Annotated in this window: 18 protein-coding genes; 3 read left to right on the top strand and 15 right to left on the bottom strand. The window is 58.3% G+C overall.

The features are described from left to right. Positions 1-7: 7 nt before the first annotated feature. The 7 genes from O3S81_RS23615 to O3S81_RS23585 all read right to left on the bottom strand — a co-directional run bounded on the left by O3S81_RS23615 (position 8) and on the right by O3S81_RS23585 (position 7,701). On the bottom strand, positions 8-1,141 hold the full coding sequence (locus O3S81_RS23615) for a mannitol dehydrogenase family protein (RefSeq protein WP_269347145.1): 1,134 nt from the start codon (positions 1,139-1,141) through the stop codon (positions 8-10). After that, positions 1,138-2,148, bottom strand: a complete 1,011-nt coding sequence (locus O3S81_RS23610) for a zinc-binding alcohol dehydrogenase family protein (protein WP_269347144.1) — start codon at positions 2,146-2,148, stop codon at positions 1,138-1,140. Before O3S81_RS23610 ends, O3S81_RS23615 begins: the two co-directional genes overlap by 4 nt. A gap of 3 nt (positions 2,149-2,151) precedes the next feature. Continuing rightward, on the bottom strand, positions 2,152-2,973 hold the full coding sequence (locus O3S81_RS23605) for an amidohydrolase family protein (protein ID WP_269347143.1): 822 nt from the start codon (positions 2,971-2,973) through the stop codon (positions 2,152-2,154). Positions 2,974-2,977: 4 nt separating this feature from the next. After that, complete coding sequence (locus tag O3S81_RS23600) at positions 2,978-3,991, bottom strand: aldo/keto reductase (RefSeq protein WP_269347142.1); 1,014 nt, start codon at positions 3,989-3,991, stop codon at positions 2,978-2,980. A 96-nt stretch (positions 3,992-4,087) separates the two neighbouring features. Then, a complete protein-coding gene (locus O3S81_RS23595) occupies positions 4,088-5,029 on the bottom strand; it encodes an ABC transporter substrate-binding protein (protein WP_269347141.1) in 942 nt (313 codons plus the stop codon). A gap of 75 nt (positions 5,030-5,104) precedes the next feature. Next, the gene (locus O3S81_RS23590; RefSeq protein ID WP_006311044.1) at positions 5,105-6,127 is read right to left on the bottom strand and encodes an ABC transporter permease; all 1,023 of its coding nucleotides are present in this window, start codon (positions 6,125-6,127) and stop codon (positions 5,105-5,107) included. Between the two features lie 8 nt (positions 6,128-6,135). Next, positions 6,136-7,701 carry a sugar ABC transporter ATP-binding protein gene (locus O3S81_RS23585; protein ID WP_269347140.1) on the bottom strand — a complete coding sequence of 522 codons (1,566 nt, stop codon included), beginning with the start codon at positions 7,699-7,701 and terminating at the stop codon, positions 6,136-6,138. A 254-nt stretch (positions 7,702-7,955) separates the two neighbouring features. Here O3S81_RS23585 and O3S81_RS23580 point away from each other — a divergent pair, with 254 nt between their 5' ends. Beyond that, positions 7,956-8,648, top strand: a complete 693-nt coding sequence (locus tag O3S81_RS23580) for a FadR/GntR family transcriptional regulator (protein WP_269347246.1) — start codon at positions 7,956-7,958, stop codon at positions 8,646-8,648. Between the two features lie 42 nt (positions 8,649-8,690). Then, on the top strand, positions 8,691-10,223 hold the full coding sequence (locus tag O3S81_RS23575; protein ID WP_269347139.1) for a UxaA family hydrolase: 1,533 nt from the start codon (positions 8,691-8,693) through the stop codon (positions 10,221-10,223). A gap of 87 nt (positions 10,224-10,310) precedes the next feature. Here the strand turns inward: O3S81_RS23575 and purH are convergent, their stop codons facing one another. The 4 genes from purH to htpX form a co-directional block, all read right to left on the bottom strand. After that, positions 10,311-11,927 (bottom strand): bifunctional phosphoribosylaminoimidazolecarboxamide formyltransferase/IMP cyclohydrolase, encoded by a 1,617-nt coding sequence (gene purH / locus O3S81_RS23570; RefSeq protein ID WP_269347138.1) that lies wholly within the window; start codon positions 11,925-11,927, stop codon positions 10,311-10,313. Positions 11,928-12,077: 150 nt separating this feature from the next. Further along, positions 12,078-13,745: a heparinase II/III family protein gene (locus tag O3S81_RS23565; RefSeq protein ID WP_269347244.1), complete on the bottom strand. Its 1,668-nt coding sequence runs from the start codon at positions 13,743-13,745 to the stop codon at positions 12,078-12,080. A gap of 125 nt (positions 13,746-13,870) precedes the next feature. Beyond that, positions 13,871-15,256, bottom strand: a complete 1,386-nt coding sequence (locus O3S81_RS23560) for an RsmB/NOP family class I SAM-dependent RNA methyltransferase (RefSeq protein WP_269347137.1) — start codon at positions 15,254-15,256, stop codon at positions 13,871-13,873. Continuing rightward, positions 15,253-16,218, bottom strand: a complete 966-nt coding sequence (htpX, locus tag O3S81_RS23555; protein WP_269347136.1) for a zinc metalloprotease HtpX — start codon at positions 16,216-16,218, stop codon at positions 15,253-15,255. Before htpX ends, O3S81_RS23560 begins: the two co-directional genes overlap by 4 nt. Positions 16,219-16,346: 128 nt before the next feature. On the opposite strand from htpX, the gene O3S81_RS23550 reads away from it, so the two are divergent. Further along, the gene (locus tag O3S81_RS23550) at positions 16,347-16,559 is read left to right on the top strand and encodes a DUF1674 domain-containing protein (protein WP_269347135.1); all 213 of its coding nucleotides are present in this window, start codon (positions 16,347-16,349) and stop codon (positions 16,557-16,559) included. 62 nt (positions 16,560-16,621) lie between these two features. Here O3S81_RS23550 and O3S81_RS23545 read toward each other — a convergent pair whose 3' ends face one another. Genes O3S81_RS23545 through mnmG form a run of 4 tightly spaced genes read right to left on the bottom strand, consistent with a single transcriptional unit; the run spans position 16,622 to position 20,877 of the window. Next, entirely contained in the window at positions 16,622-17,503 is an 882-nt protein-coding gene (locus O3S81_RS23545) for a ParB/RepB/Spo0J family partition protein (protein WP_269347134.1), read from the bottom strand. 46 nt (positions 17,504-17,549) lie between these two features. Then, a complete protein-coding gene (locus tag O3S81_RS23540) occupies positions 17,550-18,344 on the bottom strand; it encodes a ParA family protein (protein ID WP_269347133.1) in 795 nt (264 codons plus the stop codon). Between the two features lie 19 nt (positions 18,345-18,363). Continuing rightward, positions 18,364-18,981 (bottom strand): 16S rRNA (guanine(527)-N(7))-methyltransferase RsmG, encoded by a 618-nt coding sequence (gene rsmG / locus O3S81_RS23535; RefSeq protein ID WP_269347132.1) that lies wholly within the window; start codon positions 18,979-18,981, stop codon positions 18,364-18,366. A gap of 12 nt (positions 18,982-18,993) precedes the next feature. Continuing rightward, the gene (gene mnmG / locus O3S81_RS23530; RefSeq protein ID WP_269347131.1) at positions 18,994-20,877 is read right to left on the bottom strand and encodes a tRNA uridine-5-carboxymethylaminomethyl(34) synthesis enzyme MnmG; all 1,884 of its coding nucleotides are present in this window, start codon (positions 20,875-20,877) and stop codon (positions 18,994-18,996) included.

Here is a 20,877-nt window from a genome sequence, read left to right as displayed (position 1 = left end):
AACTCCGTTATTGCTTGATGGTGGCAAGCGCCGCACGCAGCTTCGACTGCGGCAACTTCAATTCCAGCCTCTCGGCGGCGGCGATGACCGGCGCGAAGCGGCGGCGCTTCTTTTCGTCATGGTTGCCGGCGATATCGGCGAGGCGATGCGCGAGAAAGGGATTGCGCAAACGCTCCCGCAACACGCCGATATAGGTTTGCGCCTCGTCTCCCATACCTTCAGCCGCAAAGACCGGCAGAACCTCGTCGCGCCAGAGCGCTTCCAGATCCGCCACCAGAGCCTCATCGGCCATGGCCTGCCGCACCGTCTCGTCCTTCGGGCGTGCATCCTGCGCCCAGCGCTCCGCCAGATAGGAATGGCCGAGATTGAGCAGGAACAGCTTGAGCTTTTCATAGTGGTCGAGATCGTCGGTCAGCACCACCGCGGGATGGGTACAGGGAAGGACGAGACCTTCCTGTCTCTCGATCGCCCAGAGCGCATAGGGTTCCGCCACAGCGCCGACCGGATCGATCGGCTCTGAGACGATGCGATCCACCAGACTATTGGCGAAACGGCACTTCTCATTCAGATAGAAGGCAAAACCCGCCGGCAATTGCCATTCATCCGCAAGCCGGCGAATGACTTGGCTCAGCTTTTCGCCGTTGCGCGGCACGAGCTCGCAGGGGAAAATCGAGACGGGTGCTTCCGGATTGCGCTGAAAACGCTCCAGCAGCAGCATGCAGAGTTTCGCCGGAAAACTTTTCGGCACGATCGTGAAATCGGCGGCAAGCCCGGGTCCATCAGCCGAATCCAGCTCATAACCGCGATCACCCGTGTTGGACAAAATGACCTCGGCCACGCAGGCGAGACGGCGTATCTCGGCCCAGTCGGTCGCGGCAGTCAAAGCCCGCGCGACGCCTTTGCCCTCAATCTCCTCGTCCACTTCCTGCCCATCGCGAATGCCGCGAATGCGCACGGGGTAGGGTGCGCCGCTATTCAGCGCCGCAACACGTTTCAAGCTCTCCGCATTGCCGGTCGTCTGAACGATTGCGATGCGCCCCAGCGCCTCTCCCTTGTCCAGGGCCTGCGAAACGAACAGATCCGCATGGGCGAGAAGAAAGCGGCTGGTGCCAAATTGCAGGATGGGCGTATCGGGCGTCATGCGACCTCCACCATGCCCTTGATGACCCCGGCTTTCGGATCGGTCAGGCCGGCGAACTTCGAGGGAACATCAGCAAGTGTCATGCGATGGGTGATCAGCGCCTCCGGCACTTTCCCTTCGCGCAAGGCGCGAAGCACGCGCTCGAAATCTTCCGGCGTTGCGTTGCGGCTGCCGAGCAGCGTCGTCTCACGCTTGTGAAATTCCGGGTCGTTGAAGCTGATATCGCTGGCAACGATGGACACCAGAACATAGGAACCGCCGTGGCCGACGAAGGAAAACCCGCGCTCCATGGCTTTCGGGTTGCCGGTCGCATCAAAGACCGCATCGAAGAAATCGCCACCGGTGATGTCGGACAGACGATCCTTGTCGCCTTCGCCAAGGACGACCGTATGGGCGACACCGAGATGTTTCCTGCAGAAATCCAGCCGGTCGGTGCGACCGTCGATCATCGTCACTTCGCCGCCATCGAGAACGGCGAAGACTGCAACCGCCATGCCGATCGGACCGGCGCCGACGATCAGAACCTTCTGCCCTTTTTCGACGGCACCGCGACGCACCGCATGGGCGCCGATCGCCAGGAATTCCGTCATGGCCGCCTGGTCGAGACTCAACCCCTCCGCCTTCAGCACGAATTGCTGCGGCACGCTCAGATATTCCACCATGCCGCCATCGCGATGGACGCCGAGCACACCGATATTGCGGCAGCAATTGCTCTTGCCCTTCAGGCAGGCATTGCATTTTCCGCAGGACATATAGGGAATGATGGTCACCACATCGCCAGCGGAAAGGTGGCTGCCAGCGGGCGCCTCCTCAACCGTGCCGGAGAGCTCGTGGCCCATGATACGCGGGTAGGAGAGATAGGGCTGGTTGCCGGTAAAAATGTGCAAGTCGGTGCCGCAAACACCGATGCGGCGAATACGCACCAGGACTTCGCCTTCACCGCGCACGGGTTTCGGCAGATCCTTGGCGGTTAATTGACCGGGAGTGTCACAGAAAATCGCCAGCATGCATCACCTGTCAGTAAGGGAGTAAAAACGAATGGCGTTGCCGCCGAAAACTGCCGCATGGTCCTTCGCCGGCACGATATCGCGGCAGAAATCCAGCCAGCCCTGATAATCACCCGCGAGGCGCAGCACCGGCCAGTCACTGCCGAAAATCACGCGCTCGCCGCCAAACAGGTCGAGAATGGTCTCGGCATAGGGCCGCACCGCTTCCGGGCGCTGTTCGCCGCGCTCGGTCAGCAGGCCGGATAGCTTGCAATGGACATTGGGAAGGCTCGTGAGAGCCGCCATATCACGCCGCCAATCATTATAGTGACCGGTGGCAATCAGAGGCTTTGCGCCATGATCGATAACGATCGGCAAGTCCGGATGCCTGCGGGCAAAAGAGAGGAGATGCTGTAGATTGGGCGGCAGGACCAGCGCATCAAACACCAGATCGTGTTTCACCAGTGCTTCCACGGCAGCATCCAGCGCCGGATCGTCGATCCAGGCGACATCTTCCATGCCCTGCAGCATGGGGCGCACGCCCTTGAAGGCCGGATGTTTCGCCCGGCGGGCAATTTCCGCCGCCGCTTCAGCGGACTTCATGTCCAGCCAGCCGACCACACCCTTGATGAAATCGGTCTTTTCCGCCAGCTCCAGCATGAAATCTGTATCGGCAGCCGTCTCCATCGTCTGCACCAGCACCGTACCGGAAACCCCGGCAGCCGCCAGCAATGGCGACAGATCGGCCGGAAGAAAATCCCGGTAAATGGCGGCCAGCGATGGCGGCGGCCATTGCCCGGCGCGATCCTTCATCAGCCAGAAATGCTGGTGGGCGTCGATGAGCATTGCCTCAGGCCTTTCCGCCGGGCACGGGCGCACCTTCGGCAATCAGGCCCCGCTTCTGCAGCTCGGACCAGAATTCATCCGGGATGGACTGCTCGAACCATTCGATATTGGAAGCGAGCTGCTGCGCATTGCGCGCACCTGAAACAACCGTGACTGACGCCGCATGGGCGAGCGGAAACTGAAGTGCGGCGGCCTGCAACGAGACGCCCAGCTCCTCACATACACTGTGCAGCGCATCCACACGCTTGAGGATATCGGCAGGCGCATCGGCATAATTGAATTTGCGATTGCCAGCCAGAATGCCGGAGTTGAAAGCACCGGCTACAACGATGGCGACGCCGCTTTCCGCGCAGCGGTTCATGAAAGCAAGGCTCTGCTGTTCGAGCAGCGTATAACGGCCGGCCAGCATGGCGACGTCGATATCGAAGACATCCATGGCGTCGTTGATGATTTCCCACTCGTTGACGCCGAGGCCGACAGCCCCGGTCGATCCTTCTTCGCGCAGCTTACCGAGCGCGCGGAACCCGCCGCCGGTCGTCAGCTGCTCCCAGTAGTGCTGGTGTTTTTCGCCATGGGTATGGGAGCCGATATCATGCACATAAAGAATATCCGGCTTCAGGATACCCAGCCGCTGCTGGCTTGCCTCGAAGGAGCGGAGAATACCGTCATAGGAATAATCATAGACCGGGCGGAACGGCAAAGGCGCAATATAGGCATCCTCCTCCGGGCCCACGGTCTCATCCGGCACCATGACGCGGCCGACCTTGGTGCTGAGCGTATAGTTGCCCCGGTCATGCTCGGTCACCATAGTGCCGAGGCGACGCTCCGACCGCGTATAACCATAAAACGGCGCGGTATCGAAATAACGCATGCCGCTTTCCCATGCCTTGTCGAACGCACCCTTGGACTCTTCATAGGGCGTGACGCGGTAGAGATTGCCCATCTGGGCGCAGCCAAGACCCATGACTGTGACGTCTACGGCGCGGCGCGGCAATTTACGTGTATCGGAGACTTTCATCGCAGGGACTTCCTGAATTCTTAAGCATGGAGCGGATGGTGAAAACCGCATCTCAAAGGGTGAGGCGCGCCACCAGGCGGCGGCGCGCCGTCGGTATCAGTAAAGCACGTTCTTGGCTTCCGGCTTCTCGATATTGTCCTTGGTGACAACAACGACGCCAGTATCGACGAACTTCTCAACCTTTTCCTTGTTGATGAGCTTGGTCACGGTTTCCACGCCCTTTTCACCCATCTGGTAGGAGCCCTGAACCACGATGCCGGCCAGCGTACCGTCCTTGACGAAGCTCTGCAGGTCCTGGTTGCCGTCGAAGCCGATGGCGACGACCTTGCCGGCCTTGCCGGACTGGGCAAGCGCACGGCCAACACCGATGGCGGTCGGCTCATTGGCGCCGAAAATACCCTTCAGGTCGGAATTCGCGGCCAGAACGTCGGTGGTCTGGTTCAGCGCCGTCGCCATCTGCGATTGCGAATAGAACGGACCAACGATCTTCAGGTTGGAGTTCATCTGGATGTAGTCGGTGAAACCGCCAACACGACCGATTTCGGAACCGGCACCGGCGACATAGGACATGACGGCAATCTTGCCTTCCTTGCCCACCTTGTCGATCAGCGCCTTCGCTGCCAGTTCGCCGGCCTTCTTGTTATCGGTCGCCAGGAACGACTGGTAATATTGCTCCGAGCCCTTGGCGAGCTGAGAGTCGATCAGAACCACCGGGATACGGGCTTCCCAGGCCTTCTTGACGGCCGGCACCAGTGCGTCCGGATCGGAAGGTGCGAGAACGATGCCGGCAACCTTACGGTTGATGGCGTTTTCGACCATGTTGACCTGATCGGCAATCGCCGATTCGGCAGCCGGACCCTGGAAGGTCATGGTGTTGCCGGAAGAGTTCTTCATCGCGGCATCAGCGCCCTTCTGGACGTTCTGCCAGAAGGTGGAGTTGACGGTCTTGACGATGACGGCGATTTCGCCGGCCTGCACGGTGGAAACGCTCCACAGCGCGATTGCGGATGTCAGAAGGGCAGTCGCAATTTTCTTCATTTCTTCCTCCGTGATGTCGGCATACCGGGCCTCCCCTGCCGATCTTGTTTGCGGAAAGGGTCCGCAGCCCTTTGATCAGCGGCGGTTGCGCAGCTGGTCGATCCAGACGGTGACCAGAATGACGAGGCCGATGATGATCTGTTGCGTGAAGGCGGAAACGCCGTTCATGTTGAGGCCGTTGCGCAAAATGCCGATGACAAAGGCGCCGATGGCCGTGCCGGAAATCGTGCCCACGCCGCCGATCAGCGATGTGCCGCCGATGACCGCGCTGGCAATCGCATCCAGCTCATACATCACACCTTCGTTCGGCTGGGCGGTGACGAGGCGCGACATCAGCACGCAGCCCGTCAGCCCAGCGAGCGTGCCGGACAGGATGTAGGTGAAATTGGTGACGCGGGCGACATTGACGCCGGAAAGGCGGGCAGCATCCGCATTGGAGCCCACGGCATAGATGTGGCGACCGAGGATAGAGCGGTTGAGCATGAAGGAAACCGCAAGCGCAATGACCACCATCAGGATGACCGGGTAGGGAATGCCGGGAAACACGACATTCGGAAAGCCGTCATCACCGATAGTGACGATGCGGAAGAGCGCGCCGTTACCGAGTTCACCGAAGGATTCGCCGAGACCGGATACGGCGCGCGCACCGGTGATCTGCAGGGCCACACCGCGGGCGATCAACATCATGCCGAGGGTGGCGATGAAGGGCGGCAGCTTGAAGCGCGTCACCAGAAGACCGTTGATGAGACCACAAAGCGACCCTGTCAGAATGCCGAGCAACATGCCGATGGGCACCGGCATGCCGAGTTCCTTCACCGCAAGGGCGGCAACAACGCCGGCAAGCGCGAGCACCGAACCAACGGAAAGATCGATGCCGCCGGTGATGATGACACAGGTGGCGCCAATGCCGAGCAGGGCGATGGACGTCACCTGCAGCGCGATCGTCATGCCATTATTGACGGTGAAGAAGGCGTTGCTGGTTGCGGAGAAGACCGCGACCAGCGCAAAGAGGCTTCCGAGCGCCGCAAATTTCTGGATGATGTCCTTCTGGCGATCGCTGACGGCGAAGCCCTTCTTGGGTTCTGCAATATTGGCCATGTCGTTCCTCACTGCGCGGCCCGGCCGTAACCCGACGCATACCGCATGATTTCTTCTTGATTGGTCTTGGCGGTTTCGAGCACGCCCGTGATACGGCCCTGATGGAACACCGCGATGCGATCCGTCAGTCCCAGAATTTCCGGCAGTTCCGAGCTGATGAGAATGACGCCGATGCCCTGTGCGGCCAGTTCATCCATGATCTTGTAGATCGCGAATTTTGCACCGACATCGATGCCGCGCGTCGGCTCGTCGAAGAACAGCACGCGCGACTGCCGGAACAGCCATTTGCCGATAATGATTTTTTGCTGGTTGCCACCCGAAAGCAGCCGCACTGTCTGATCGATCGAAGGGGTGCGGATGTTCAGCAGATCGACGTAACGCTTCGCCACATCGTCATGCTTCTTGAAATCGATCAGCCCGAAACGGTTGGAAACCTCGCCGAGATTGGCGAGCGTCGTATTGGCCGCCACCGACATCTTGATGGCGAGACCATCGCTTTTGCGATCTTCCGAGAGATAGGCAATGCCTTCCTCGATGGCATCCTGCGGCGAGCCGATGGAAAGTTCGCGCCCGTTGAAAACGATCTTGCCCGCATCGAGCGGATCGGCCCCGAAGATTGCCCGCGCAACTTCCGTTCGCCCCGCGCCCATAAGACCGGCAAAACCGAGGATTTCGCCGCGCCGCAGGGAGAAACTGACGTCACTGAACACGCCATTGCGGGTCAGCCCTTCGACGGAAAAGAGAATATCGTCCGTCGGGCGCGAGGTGCGCTCGGGGAATTTATCTTCCAGCGAACGCCCGACCATGCGTGTGACAATGTCATCAACGGTGATCGAGGCAAAATCGTCGGTCGAAATATAACGTCCGTCGCGCAGCACCGTCACGCGGTCGACGATCTCGGCCATTTCATCGAGACGATGGGAAATATAGACGATACCGACGCCGGAGGCCTTGAGATCGCGGATGACCTTGAACAGAAGCCGGGTTTCCTGCTCGGTCAGCGAGGAGGTCGGCTCATCCATGATGAGCACTTCCGCATCAAGAGAGAGCGCCTTGGCAATTTCCACCATCTGACATTGCGCGACAGAAAGACCTCGGACCATCTGGTCGGGGTTGATATCGACGCCCAGCCGGTCGAGACAGCGTTTGGCATCGAGCCGCAGCTTCTTGCGGTCCACAAGAAAACCCAGGCGCGGCTCACGCGCAAGATAGATATTCTCGGCAACGGAAAGATGCGGAACGAGGTTCAGTTCCTGATGGATGATGGCAATACCGGCGGCTTCAGATTCCAGCGGCGATGCATATTGCACCTTCACGCCCTTGTGCAGGATGGTGCCTTCGCTCGGCTGGTAGACACCGCTGATGATTTTCATCAGCGTCGATTTTCCCGCGCCGTTCTCGCCGCAGACGGCATGCACTTCACCGCCACGCAGATCGAAATGAACGTTGGACAGCGCCTTTACGCCGGGAAATTCCTTGCTGATGTTTTCGAGACGCAGAAGGACCGAACGCTCCGCACGCGCCATCTCCTCAGGCGAAAAATCGCCCCGAATTGTCGATGCGCCCTGCGACATCTGGAAACCTCCCACTCTGCTCCCCGCTCCACCGGAGTCATGAACAGGGCAAATGGTTAGGCCGGTTTTTTATGATGGTCAAGCCAATTAGTAAAAAACTGAAGATCGCCGTAGCGAAGAAGGTACATAGAACGAAATTAGATATAATAATTAATACGTATTTTCAGTTATTTACGTAATTTCTTGCGTATTGGTACGCTTGGCGTTACGGTAAGGCCAAATATATGTTGCAGACAGGGCTCGTCGAAAAACACATGAATGGTCAGGCCAAAATAGCGGAACCGCGCAGGCTTTATCAGCAGATTGCGGACCAGATACGCGAACTCATCGACATGGGTGAATTCCTGCCCGGCACACGGCTTCCCGCCGAGCGGGAACTGGCGCAGAAACTCGGCGTGTCACGGCCATCGCTGCGCGAAGCACTGATCGCGCTTGAAATCGACAACACCGTTGAAATTCGCATGGGTTCCGGCGTTTATGTGTCGGCCGAAGCGCTGCAGACGACCCATCACACCAAATCGCTGGGTGACAGCCCTTCCGAACTGATGCAGGCGCGCGGCGCGCTGGAGGGGGCAACCATCGTGCTGGCGGCAAGCCGGATGACCGATGAAACGATCGCGACCCTCCGCCAGATCCTCAACACCATGCAAAGGGAAATCGAGGCCGGTCGCAAACCCCTCGATCAGGATCGTCTGTTTCACGTCACCATTGCCGAACAATCCGGCAACAGCGTTCTGGCGCGGCTGGTGGCGAACCTCTTCGATGAACGCCACAGCCCCATTTCAGCGCAGCTTCGTGTCAAATTCGAAGATCGTGAGACCTGGACCCGCGCCCTGCAGGAACACGAAACCATTCTGACAGCGCTGGAACTCAAGGATCCGCTGCTGGCGCAGGCCGCCATGCACACCCATCTGGAAGGCTCGAAACGCCGCTGGGTGGATAGCTGAATGACAAACATAGCAGGCAATGTATAGGGAGGAGGAAAACCCGTGAGTGAGAATTCCGAGGCAACCATTTTGCTGAACGCCAACGACAATGTCGCGGTGGCGCGTCGGTCCATTCCGGCCGGCGGCCCGACGGGCAGGGGCGATCTGGCAGCGCTCGAGCTGATCGGGCGCGGGCACAAGGTGGCCCTCAAGTTCATTAAATCCGGAGACGAGGTGCTGAAATACGGGCAGGTGATCGGCATCGCCACCCAGGACATCGAGCCCGGCCGGCATGTGCACCTGCACAACCTCGCCATGGTGCCCTCCGAACATGCACATCAGTTCAGCATCGACATCGAAGAAAAGGGCATGGTGCCGGAAGCCGAACGCCGGACCTTCATGGGGTACGACCGTGGTCTCGGCGGTGTTGGCACACGTAACTATATCGGTGTCATCGCCTCGGTGAACTGTTCCGCCACCGTATCGCGCTACATCGCCGACTATTTCAACAAACAGGGCGGCCTTGACGGCTTTGACAATGTCGATGGCGTCGTGGCACTGACCCATGGCGGCGGCTGTGCACTGAATACCAAGTCGGAAGGTTACCGCCTTCTGATCCGCACCATCCAAGGTTATGCCCGTCATCCGAATTTTGGCGGCATTCTGCTGATCGGCCTCGGCTGCGAAACCAACCAGATCGCGCCCATCCTCGAACATTACAAGATGGAAGAGGGCGAACGGCTACGCACCATGACCATCCAGCAGCATGGCGGCACCCGCAAGACCATCGATGCGGCAATCGCCGAGATCAAGGCTATGCTGCCCATGGTGAACGCCGCCCGCCGCACCGAGCAGCCACTTTCCAAGCTGAAGGTGGCACTGGAATGCGGCGGCTCGGATGGTTATTCCGGCATATCCGCCAATCCGGCCCTGGGTTATGCGTCGGACCTCATTGTCCGCAATGGCGGCACGACCGTGCTTTCCGAAACGCCTGAAATTTACGGCGCCGAGCACCTGCTGACCAAACGCGCCATCACGCCGGCCGTCGCCGAAAAGCTGCTGCAGCGCGTCGACTGGTGGCGAGATTATACCGCCCGCAATGGCGACGAGCTGAACAACAACCCCTCCCACGGTAACAAGCTCGGCGGCCTGACCACCATTCTGGAAAAATCGCTGGGTGCGGTCGCCAAGGGCGGCTCCATGCCGCTGAAGGCAGTTTATGAATTTGCCGAGACGGTGACGGAACAGGGCTTCGTCTTCATGGATACGCCCGGCTATGACCCCGTTGCCGTTACCGGACAGGTCGCCGGCGGCTGCAACGTCATCTGTTTCACCACCGGGCGTGGCTCGGTTTCGGGTTTCAAACCCTCTCCCTGCATCAAGATCGCCACCAATTCCGAAATGTATGAACACATGAAGGAAGACATGGATATCAACTGCGGCGAGATCGTTACGGGAACGGAAACTATCGAAGAATCCGGCAAACGAATTTTCGAACATATTCTTGCGGTCGCTTCCGGCGACAAGACGGTGAGCGAGATTTACGACTACGGCGACAATGAATTCGTGCCGTGGCAGGTCGGCGCGGTGACCTGAAACCGCAGCATTCAAGACTGTCCCACGTGAAACAAAAGGCCCGGAAATCGCTTTCCGGGCCTTTATCATTGCTCACTATATCCGCGCTTAGTGGCGGAAGTGGCGCATGCCGGTGAAGACCATCGCCACATTATGCTCATTTGCGGCGTCGATCACGTCCTGGTCGCGCATGGAGCCGCCCGGCTGGATAACAGCGGTGGCGCCGGCAGCGATTGCAGCAAGCAAACCATCGGCAAACGGGTAAAACGCTTCAGAAGCAACGGCAGAACCGCGTGTCAGAGGTTCGGCAAGACCGAGCGCCTTGGCTGCATCTTCCGCCTTCTGAGCGGCGATGCGGGCGGAATCCACGCGGCTCATCTGGCCGGCGCCGATGCCCGCCGTCTGGCCGTCCTTGGCATAGATCACGGCATTGGATTTCACATGCTTGGCGATCTTGAAGGCGAACTTCATGTCCTCAAGCTCCTGCGCGGTCGGCGCACGCTTGGTGACGACCTTGAGCTCGAGATCCTCGACCATGCCATTGTCACGGCTCTGCACGAGAAGACCACCGGAAACGGTCTTTGCCGTGAGGCCAGCCGCACGCGGGTCAGGCAGGCCGCCAGCGGCCAGAAGGCGCAGGTTCGGCTTGCGGGCGATGATGGACTTGGCTTCTTCGGTAACATCAGGCGCGATAATCACCTCGGTGAAGAGTTTGACGATCTCTTCCGCCGTTTCAGCATCGAGCGTGCGGTTGAGCGCAATGACGCCGCCAAAGGCGGAAACGGAATCGCATGCCAGCGCGCGCCGATAGGCTTCGGCAAGCGTCGGGCCGGTCGCAACGCCACAGGGATTGGCATGTTTGATGATGGCAACGGCAGGTGCATTTTCCGGCAGGAACTCCGCCACCAGCTCGTAAGCCGCATCCGTATCATTGATGTTGTTGTAGGAAAGCTGCTTGCCCTGAAGAAGCGTCGCAGTCGCAACGCCGGGGCGCTTTTCACCGGTCAGGTAAAAGCCGGCACTCTGATGCGGGTTTTCACCATAACGCATCTTTTCCTTCAGCACGCCGCCGATGGCGCGGTAGTCCGGCGTCTCGATCGCCAGTGCTTCAGCAAACCAGTTGGAAATCACGGCGTCATAAGCAGCCGTGCGGGCATAGGCCTTGGCGGCGAAACGCTGGCGCAGCGCATAGGAAGTCTGGCCGTCGTCAGCCTGCAGGGCTTCAACCAGGTCGGGATAGTCGGACGGATCAGTAACCACCGTGACATAGGCATGATTCTTGGCGGAAGCGCGGATCATTGCCGGGCCACCAATGTCGATATTCTCGACCGTCGTTGGATAATCGCCGCCCTTGGCGCGAACTTCCTCAAAGGGATAGAGATTGATGACGGAAAGATCGATCGCCTCGATGCCATGCGCCTTCATCGCCTCAACATGGTCCGCATCGTCACGGATGGCCAGAAGCCCGCCATGCACGTTGGGATGCAGCGTCTTGACACGGCCGTCCATGATTTCCGGAAAATTGGTCACGTCGGAAACGTCCGTCACCGGCAGGCCCGCTTCGGCAATGGCTTTTGCCGTACCGCCGGTCGACAGGAGCTTGACGCCGAGCTTGGAGAGCACCGTTGCCAGCTCGATAATGTCCGTCTTGTCGGACACGGAAAGAAGCGCCGTGCGAATCTTGACCTTATCGGGGGCGGGAATTTTCTTGGACACGACGGCCATCAGGCATACTCCGTTTAACGGGGAGGACAGGCTGGAATGGGATTGCTCCAGCAATTGCCGCCGCGTTAACACAGCTTACCGGATTAATAAACAGCGGGGACGCCGAACGGTGGAAACTATGGTGGTTTTTGCGCGGAACGCCCGAAATACCTAAGCCTTGCGTTCGATGATCCAGCGGATTTCCCGCGTATTGGCAAGGTTGAACGGCAACTCGATCTGCTGCGATGGCCGCATGCCCGAGGCATCCGCCATGAAGACATCCTCGGTCACAAAAAGCTCCAGCCCCGGAGCGGAAAACAGCCAGGCCGTTCCATCCGCCGCTTCCAGATATACGGATTCCTCATCGCGCTGCTGAAGCTGTATATGAGGATGGATGTGGAAACGTGAAACCGCCGAGACGGATTGCAATTGCGCCTTCACTGCCACTTCGTCAGCCCGAAGCAGGTCGCGCCCTTTTATCTTCGTGCCTGCCGCATTCAGTTCTATTTCGCGCTCGTGATAACAGCCGAAATTCTGCAAATATCCATCATGGGAGGCCCAGAGGATGTCATTACCGTTCGCGTCCATTCCGCGTCGGCTATCGACTTCGCTGACGCCGGAAACCATGATCGGGCCAAGCAGCCTCGAGCGCGACAATCTGCAGGACGAAGTATCGGCAAGCGTGACGGTGGAATGCGCCGCCGTGGAGCGGCTTGCCCGCTGATATTCCGGCGCGGCATTGCGCGGAAACCCGGAATTGACGATGAACCGGTTCTTGCCGCAGGACATTTCAAAGGACAGACACCCCGAATGGGCACTGCGCGAAAGCTCCGCCGAGCCGGGATAACCCGTATCGACAATAATGACCGTGTCATCAGTGGCGAGCCGGTGATAATTCACATCCGGCAGGACCTTGGAAGGCCGGCCGGCTGTTTCATCATAACGCAGCACGGAAACAAGCTCATTGGCGAGTGTCGCCGTCGCACCGTTGAACAGCGCAAGATCGCCGCCCTGATGGCGGAAAAACCGGATTGCCGGAAACATGCGGTCTATCGCCGGCACCAGCCCGGAAGGCAGGTCATGGCCGAGATTGATATAACTTTGCCGCAGCGGCAGAAGATCGAGCAGCAAATCCAGCATGACCCGTGGATTGCGGGAAACATGCCCGCCATCGGGAAGAATCTGGCGTTCCATTTCCTGAGCCAGCTTCATTCCGTTGCGGGTGATCCGCGACAGGCGGGTCGGCATGGCGATGGAGGCCATGGCGAGCGCTATCCTGATCCGCAGCCGTGCTTCGCCATCTGGCGCATGTTTGACGATCCGCTCGAGATAACGCACATGAAAGGCAAGGCTCTTCAGGAAACGGCGATAGAAGCCCGCATCGGCCTCGTATAAAACCACGGGAGAATGCGAAAGCCAGGCAATCAGCCTCTGCGCCGCTATGTCGGGCGACCAGGCGGTGCCGGTAACCCGCTTGCCGTGCAGCGCCATCCACTCGGCAACGATGCGGCGCGCCCGCTTGCAGGCCTCACTCGATTTATCGGACCGAATGTGCCGCAGCCAGCTGAATGCATGCAGCCGTTCTTCAAAAACCGCCGAGGGGAAATCCACCTGAAACGGCGAGGCGCCACCGGTTTCAACGACCCGTCCGGCCAGCGCGATGCGGCCGCGCAGCAATTCCTCGGCAAAATAAGGATCGATGGCCCTCAGATCGGTGGGCGCCGCTACCAGACCCTCGGGCACGCGGTTGGCAAACCGCGACAGATGCAGGCGCAATGGGGTGAGGCCGACACACAGATGACGATATGCCATCCGCGAAAGAAGACCGGCGGCATTCATGCTGCCTGCAAAGGACCCTACCAAGCTGTGTTTCCCGTTTCACATGTTTTGTTTTTATCAGTGAACCGCGATGACCGGAACGTTTTCGATAAATATCTAATGATTCGCGAAAGCTTGGCTTTTTTCTACTTCTTACGCAAGACACTGCTAAAAAACCCATCGACACCGCCGAACATGTCCGGTGTCGTGCGCAGATCGCCCTGCGAACTGATGGCCGTCTCCATTCCGGGCCAATCTTCCCTGCGGACGGCAACACGCTCCACATCAGGATTTTCCGCCAGAACCTCCGCAATCATCGCTTCCCCTTCCGAAGGATCGAGCGAGCAATTGGAGAAGACGACGAGGCCGCCGGGGCCTACCAGGGTCAATGCGTGCCGCAGCATCTGGCCCTGAAGAGCGGCAAGTTTGGCAATGTCGTTCTCATCCTTGGTCCAGCAGACATCGGGATGTTTGCGCAGCGTGCCCGTGGAAGAACAGGGTGCATCGAGCAGCACAGCATCAAAAAGCTGTTCCGGCCGATACTTCATCATGTTGACCTCCACCGTTTCGGCGTTGAGGCCAAGCCGATCGAGATTTTCCCGCAGGCGGCGAAGTCTATTGCCGGACTGGTCCAGCGCCGTCACCTCGGCGCCCGCCAGCGCAAGCTGGGCGGTCTTGCCACCGGGAGCAGCACAGAGATCGGCAACACGCTTGCCGGCGATATCGCCGAGGAGCCTTACCGGCATGCTAGCCGCAAGATCCTGCACCCACCATGCACCTTCGGCAAAACCTTCAAGCGAAGGGATTTGACCTTCGAATTCACCCAGACGCACGCTACCGTTCGGCATCAGCGTACCGCCCAGTTTCTCCGCCCAGAGAGCGGGATCAGCCTTCACCGTCAGGTCAATGGAAGATGGTGTCAGCTGCGCCTGCGAGATCCTTTGGGCCACCTCATCGCCGTAAGCGGAAACAAGCCGAGCATAAAACCAGTCCGGCAAGACCGGAACGTCAGCGATAGCCTTTTCGATCTCCACCTTTTCACGGCCGAGCCTTCTCAAAACCGCATTGACCAGCTTGACGAAACGCCGGTTGCGCGGATCGCGATGCGCCTGTTCCACGGCAAGATCGACAGCGGAATGATCCGGCACATCGAGATAAAGCATCTGCGCGACACCGACAACGAGAACGTGATGCAGCGATCGCGCGCCCTGCGGCAATGGTCCGTCCAGCAGCATCGACAAAACCGTCTCGATGCGCGGAAGATGGCGAAGCGCGCTGTTGACGATAGCCCTCACCAGTGCCCGGTCCGCAAGCGACAGCGCACGATAGACCGGATTACCGTTTTCGCTGTCGAGCATCCCATCCAGAGAGGTCTTCTTTTCCAGAACGGCCGCGAGAATGCGGGTGGCGGCGATGCGCGCAGCAAGGCCCGGCTTGTCCTGGAAAGACGAAGGGCCGTCTTCACGGCCCCTCCCATGTGCCGGCCTCGGCTTCTTGGACCGCGCCGGCTTATTCTGAATATCGGATGTCAAGACCACGGCCCCTTGCGCTCGTTTTCATTGCCTCGTCCCCAGCCCGTCTTGGGAACGGAGCCTGATTTGCGCACCGGTCTATCACCCGATGGCGACGGCGTCGATCCTCGCGGGGAAAACTCCTGTGCCATGGCGCGCAGCGCCGCCACACGGTTTTCCGTGTTCGGGTGAGTGGAAAAGAGATTGTCCATTCGCTCGCCGGAGAGCGGATTGATGATGAACATATGCGCCGTTGCCGGATTGCGCTCGGCATCATCATTGTGAATTTGCTGCGCCATGCCTGAAATCTTCTGCAGGGCAGATGCAAGCCAGAGCGGGTTGCCACAGATTTCCGCGCCGCGACGGTCGGCGGAATATTCCCGGGTACGGCTGATCGCCATCTGCACCAGCATCGCGGCGAGCGGTGCCACGATCATCGCAACCAGTACGCCGATAAAGCCCAGGGGGTTGTTGTTGTTTTCCCTGTTGCCGCCGAACAAGAAGGCAAAATTGCCGAGCATGGAAATCGCGCCCGCCAGCGTGGCGGTGATCGTCATGGTCAGCGTATCGCGGTTTTGCACATGCGCCAGTTCATGCGCCATAACGCCGGCCACCTCCTCCGGCGTGAGGCGTTCCAGCAGGCCCGTCGAGGCTGCGACGGCAGCGTTCTGCGGGTTCCGCCCCGTTGCGAAGGCATTGGGTTGCGGGCTGTCGTAAATATAGACCTTCGGCATCGGCAGTCCGGCATTCTGCGACAGATCGCGGATCATGTGAAAAAACTCGGGCGCATTCGCCTCGTCTATTTCCCGCGCATGATAGGCGGAAAGGACCATCTTGTCCGAATTCCAGTAAGAAAACAGATTCATACCCGCCGCAATAAGGAAGGCAATCATCATGCCGCCCTTGCCGCCGATCAGAAAACCGACACCCATGAACAATGCGGTCATGAAGGCCAGAAGCATTGCCGTGCGCATCATGTTCATCCGTCAAATTCTCCTTGTCGCTTACCGGGTTACTCACCGGGAATATTCCGGGGTTTATAAAGCCCGTCTGATTATATAATCTGGTGAACGGCAAACATATTTCAATATCCCGTCATAGGGAGGATTTCATGCAGAATGCGGATAATGACAATGGCGCGGAGAAGACCGCGGAAAGGGTGAAGCAGCTTTCACCCGCAGCGGAACGGGCGTTGAAAGAGGCGGAAGAACGACGCCGGCAACAGGCCGATCTTCAGTTGCCGCCGGAAACGGGCGGCCGCGGCGGCGCGGAACCCGTGCGTTTCGGGGATTACGAAATAAAAGGCCGGGCCATCGATTTTTGAGCCCCGGGAAACAAAAATACCCGCCAAACGGCGGGTATTTATCAATTAAAACAGATATTTAATTATTTCTGTTCCAGCAACCGGCAGACGGCCTCGAGCTGTTCCAGCGTACGGTAGCCGATGCGGATTTGCCCCGAACCACCCTTGTGGCTGATCTTCACATCAAGTCCGAGCGCATCGGACAGGCTGCGTTCCAGCGCAATCGTATCGGAATCCTTCTCCGCAGCGGGGCGCTTTTCGGCAATCTCACCCTGCGATTTGATATCGTTTTGCGCCAGACGCTCGGCATCTCGCACCGAAAGTCCCTTGGACACGATCGTCCGCGCCAGCGTGGCCGGATCGGATGTGGAAACCAGCGCCCGTGCGTGGCCGGCAGACAGCGAACCATCCGCCAGCATATCCCGCACCGGATCGGGCAGCTTGAGCAGCCGCAGACTGTTGGCAACATGGCTTCGGCTCTTGCCGATGATTTCACCAAGATCGTTCTGGGTATAACCGTGCTCGGCGATCAGCTGCTCGTAACCCATCGCTTCTTCAAGCGGGTTGAGATCGGAACGCTGAACGTTTTCGACGATGGCGAGCTCCAGCGCCGTGCGATCATCCACATCACGAACGATGACGGGTACGTCGGTGAATCCGGCCAACTGCGCCGCGCGCCAGCGCCTCTCACCGGCAATAATCTCGTAGCGGTTGACTCCAACCGTTCTTACGACCACAGGCTGAACAATGCCGTGCTGGCGAATGGAGGCAGCAAGGTCCTGCAACTCATTTTCGTCGAAATGACGCCGCGGGTTTCTCTGGCTGCGAGCGATGAATTCGATCGGAATGGTGCGATCAGCGTTCACCGCACGCTGAGGTTCACCCACCGGTACCGGCTGATCCATTTCTCCGATCAATGCGGCAAGACCGCGCCCGAGCCGACGCTTGGAAAGATCATCACTCATAAGATATTACTCCATACATCCCAGTAAAACGTCAGGCCAACAAACCTCAGGCAGCCTTGCGCAGACGTTCTCTCTGGATCACTTCGGACGCCAGCTGCAAATAAGCTTGGCTGCCGGCGCATTTCAGATCGTAAAGAATGGCCGGTTTACCATAGGACGGCGCTTCGGAAACACGAACATTGCGCGGAATGAGCGTGTGATAAACCTTTTCCCCGAGATGCGTGCGCACATCCGTAACCACTTGCTGGGCGAGATTGTTACGTGCATCGAACATCGTCAGAACGATGCCCTGTATATCGAGCTGTGGATTGACCGAAGCGCGTATCTGACTGACCGTATCCAGCAGTTGGCTAAGGCCTTCCAGGGCAAAAAATTCACATTGCAACGGTACCAGCACGGAATGCGCGGCCGTCATGGCATTCATGGTCAGCAGATTGAAAGAGGGCGGGCAATCGACGAGAATATAGGAATAGGCACGCGCCTCCTCAGTTTCCAAGGCGGCTCGCAAAAGAAAGACGCGGTTGGCAACATTGGCGACCTGCATCTCGAAGCCGAGCAAATCCATGGTTGAGGGGACGATATCGAGGCTCGGGACCGCCGTAGGAACAGCGATCTCCGCAATATTATTGTCACCCACCAGAAGATCATAGGAGGAAAGCTTGCGTTCCTTGCGGTCAATACCAAGCCCTGTGCTGGCATTGCCCTGCGGGTCCAGATCGATGATCAGTACACGCTCCCCAATAGCCGCCAGCGCGGTGGCCAGATTAATGGCCGTCGTTGTTTTTCCAACGCCGCCCTTCTGGTTTGCTACTGCGATAATCCGGTTTTTTTCCAAAGTCATGCCGCACCTGGCCAGCTCATCAGCGCCTCAAAGCGAGGTTGCTGATTTCAAGAACAACAGAATCTGCCTCAATGGCACTCTGGTGTTTTACCAGATCAAACTCCCAGCGGCCATGCGCTTTCTGCACTTCGGAATCATAATCCCGGCCTTTATTAAAATAGGCCTTGAGATTTGGATTATTCTGCGCCCAGGGGTGAATATAGTCGAAGAGCAGATCCAGATCGGCGAGCGCACGCGCCGAAACGGCATCGCAATTTTTGATAGTCTCGTGTGCTTTTTCGATTCTGACGGGATGAACAGCGCCTCGTGCGCCGGTTTCCTTCAGCGCGATTCGCAGAAAAGCAGCCTTTTTATTGTTGCTTTCGACCAGATCAACCCAACCGTCGCCCAGCCCGGCTAGAAAAATCGCCGTAACGACGCCAGGGAAACCACCACCGCTGCCCAGATCAATCCATTTTTTTGGCTGGGGGGAGAGTTGGAAGATTTGCGCGCTGTCTGCGACGTGCCGGCTCCATAGCTCGGTAAGGGTTGAAGGCGCCACCAGATTTGTGGTTTTGTTCCACTTTTTGAAAAGCTCGACAAAATGCTCGAGCCTCTCTTGTGTTTCACGTGAAACACTCTGGCCGTTTATCTTCATAATCCCGACTCGCTATTGGTGCATATGCAATTTTTCACTTCGCGCAATGGAACTCTTCCGCAGAAGTGCGAGCAACAGCGATATCGCAGCCGGTGTCATACCGTCAACACGGGCAGCCTGGGCAATATTCTCCGGGCGAGCTTTTTCCAGCTTTTGTTTAAGCTCGTTGGACAGACCGGACAGACTTTGAAAATCAAAGTCCGTGGGGATCTTCCTGTCCTCATCCCGCTTGATATCGACGATATCCGCACTCTGCCTCTGCATATAGACCGCATAACTTGCCTCGATCTGCAGAACCTCGGCCACCTTGCCATCAAGAGCCGCGAGTTCCGGCCAGTGTTGCGTCAACGCTTCCAGGGTCATATCAGGATAGGCAAGCAGTTCATAAACCGAGCGCCGCTGACCATCCTGATTGAGTTTCAACCCCTGTTTCGCCGCCTGGGACGGGCTAATGGAAAGTTCTTTCATCATGTCACGACCGCGCTCCAGATCGGAAATGAACTCTGCAAAGCGTTCGTTCCTCGCGCGTCCGACAATACCCGCCGCTTGGCCGACCGGTGTAAGTCGCAGATCGGCATTATCCACACGCAATGAAAGCCGATATTCCGCTCTGGATGTGAACATGCGATAGGGTTCGCTAACGCCCTTGGATGTCAGATCGTCGATCATCACGCCGATATAGGATTCCGTCCGGCTGAAATAGATTGGATCCGTATTGCTCGCATAGAGTGAAGCATTCAATCCGGCAACAAGACCTTGGGCGCCGGCTTCTTCATATCCCGTCGTGCCGTTGATCTGCCCGGCAAGAAACAATCCCGAAATCTTGCGGCATTCAAGAGACGGTTTCAGCTCCCGGGGATCGACATAGTCATATTCAATCGCATAACCGGGCTGGAGAATGGCGACCTGCTCGAGACCGGGAATGGTGCGGATGAATTGTTCCTGCACAAAAGCGGGCAGGGAGGTGGAAATACCGTTCGGATAGATGGTGTGGTCGTCCAGGCCTTCCGGTTCCAGGAATATCTGGTGGCCATCCCGCTCACCAAAACGGGTGATCTTGTCTTCGATTGACGGGCAATAACGCGGGCCCACCCCTTCGATCTGGCCGGAATACATGGCCGACAGGTGAATATTGTCCTGAATGATCTTATGCCCCGCCGGCGTGGTACGGGTCACGCCACATTCGATTTGCGGATTGACGATGCGATCCGTCATGAAGGAAAACGGAACGGGATCTTCATCGGCCGCTTGTCGATCTACGGCAGTCCAATCGATCGTGCGCCCGTCCAGCCGGGCAGGGGTGCCCGTCTTGAGGCGCCCCATAACAAGACCGAGGCGTGCGAGCGTATCAGAAAGGCCGAGAGACGACATTTCCCCAACACGGCCGGCAGGAATCTTTTCGGAGCCGATATGAATGAGGCCACGCAAAAAGGTGCCGCTCGTCAGCACGACGGCACCGCAAGGAATCCGGCTACCATTTTTCATGATAACGGCCGCGACCCGATCATTGGCCATTTCAATATCGAAAGCATCGCCTTCAATAATGGTAAGATTCTCAATGGCATTGATCTCGCGTTGCATGGCCTCGCGATAAAGTCTTCGGTCAGCCTGTGTCCGCGGGCCGCGGACCGCAGGCCCTTTCTTGCGGTTGAGCATGCGAAACTGGATACCAGCCGCATCGGCGACCCGACCCATCAAACCGTCCAGTGCATCGATTTCACGAACGAGGTGCCCCTTGCCCAACCCACCAATCGCCGGGTTACAGGACATGACGCCAATGGTCTCGCGTTTATGGGTTACCAGCGCGGTTTTAGCGCCGTGTCTCGCAGCAGCAGCCGCAGCTTCGCTGCCCGCATGACCGCCCCCAATAACAATGACATCGAATGACTGGTGCAT

This window comes from Agrobacterium sp. SOY23 (assembly GCF_027212525.1).
GTDB lineage: Bacteria > Pseudomonadota > Alphaproteobacteria > Rhizobiales > Rhizobiaceae > Agrobacterium > Agrobacterium tumefaciens_I.
The sequence above is the reverse complement of the archived record's forward strand: the minus strand, read 5'-3'. Positions and strand labels throughout refer to the sequence as shown.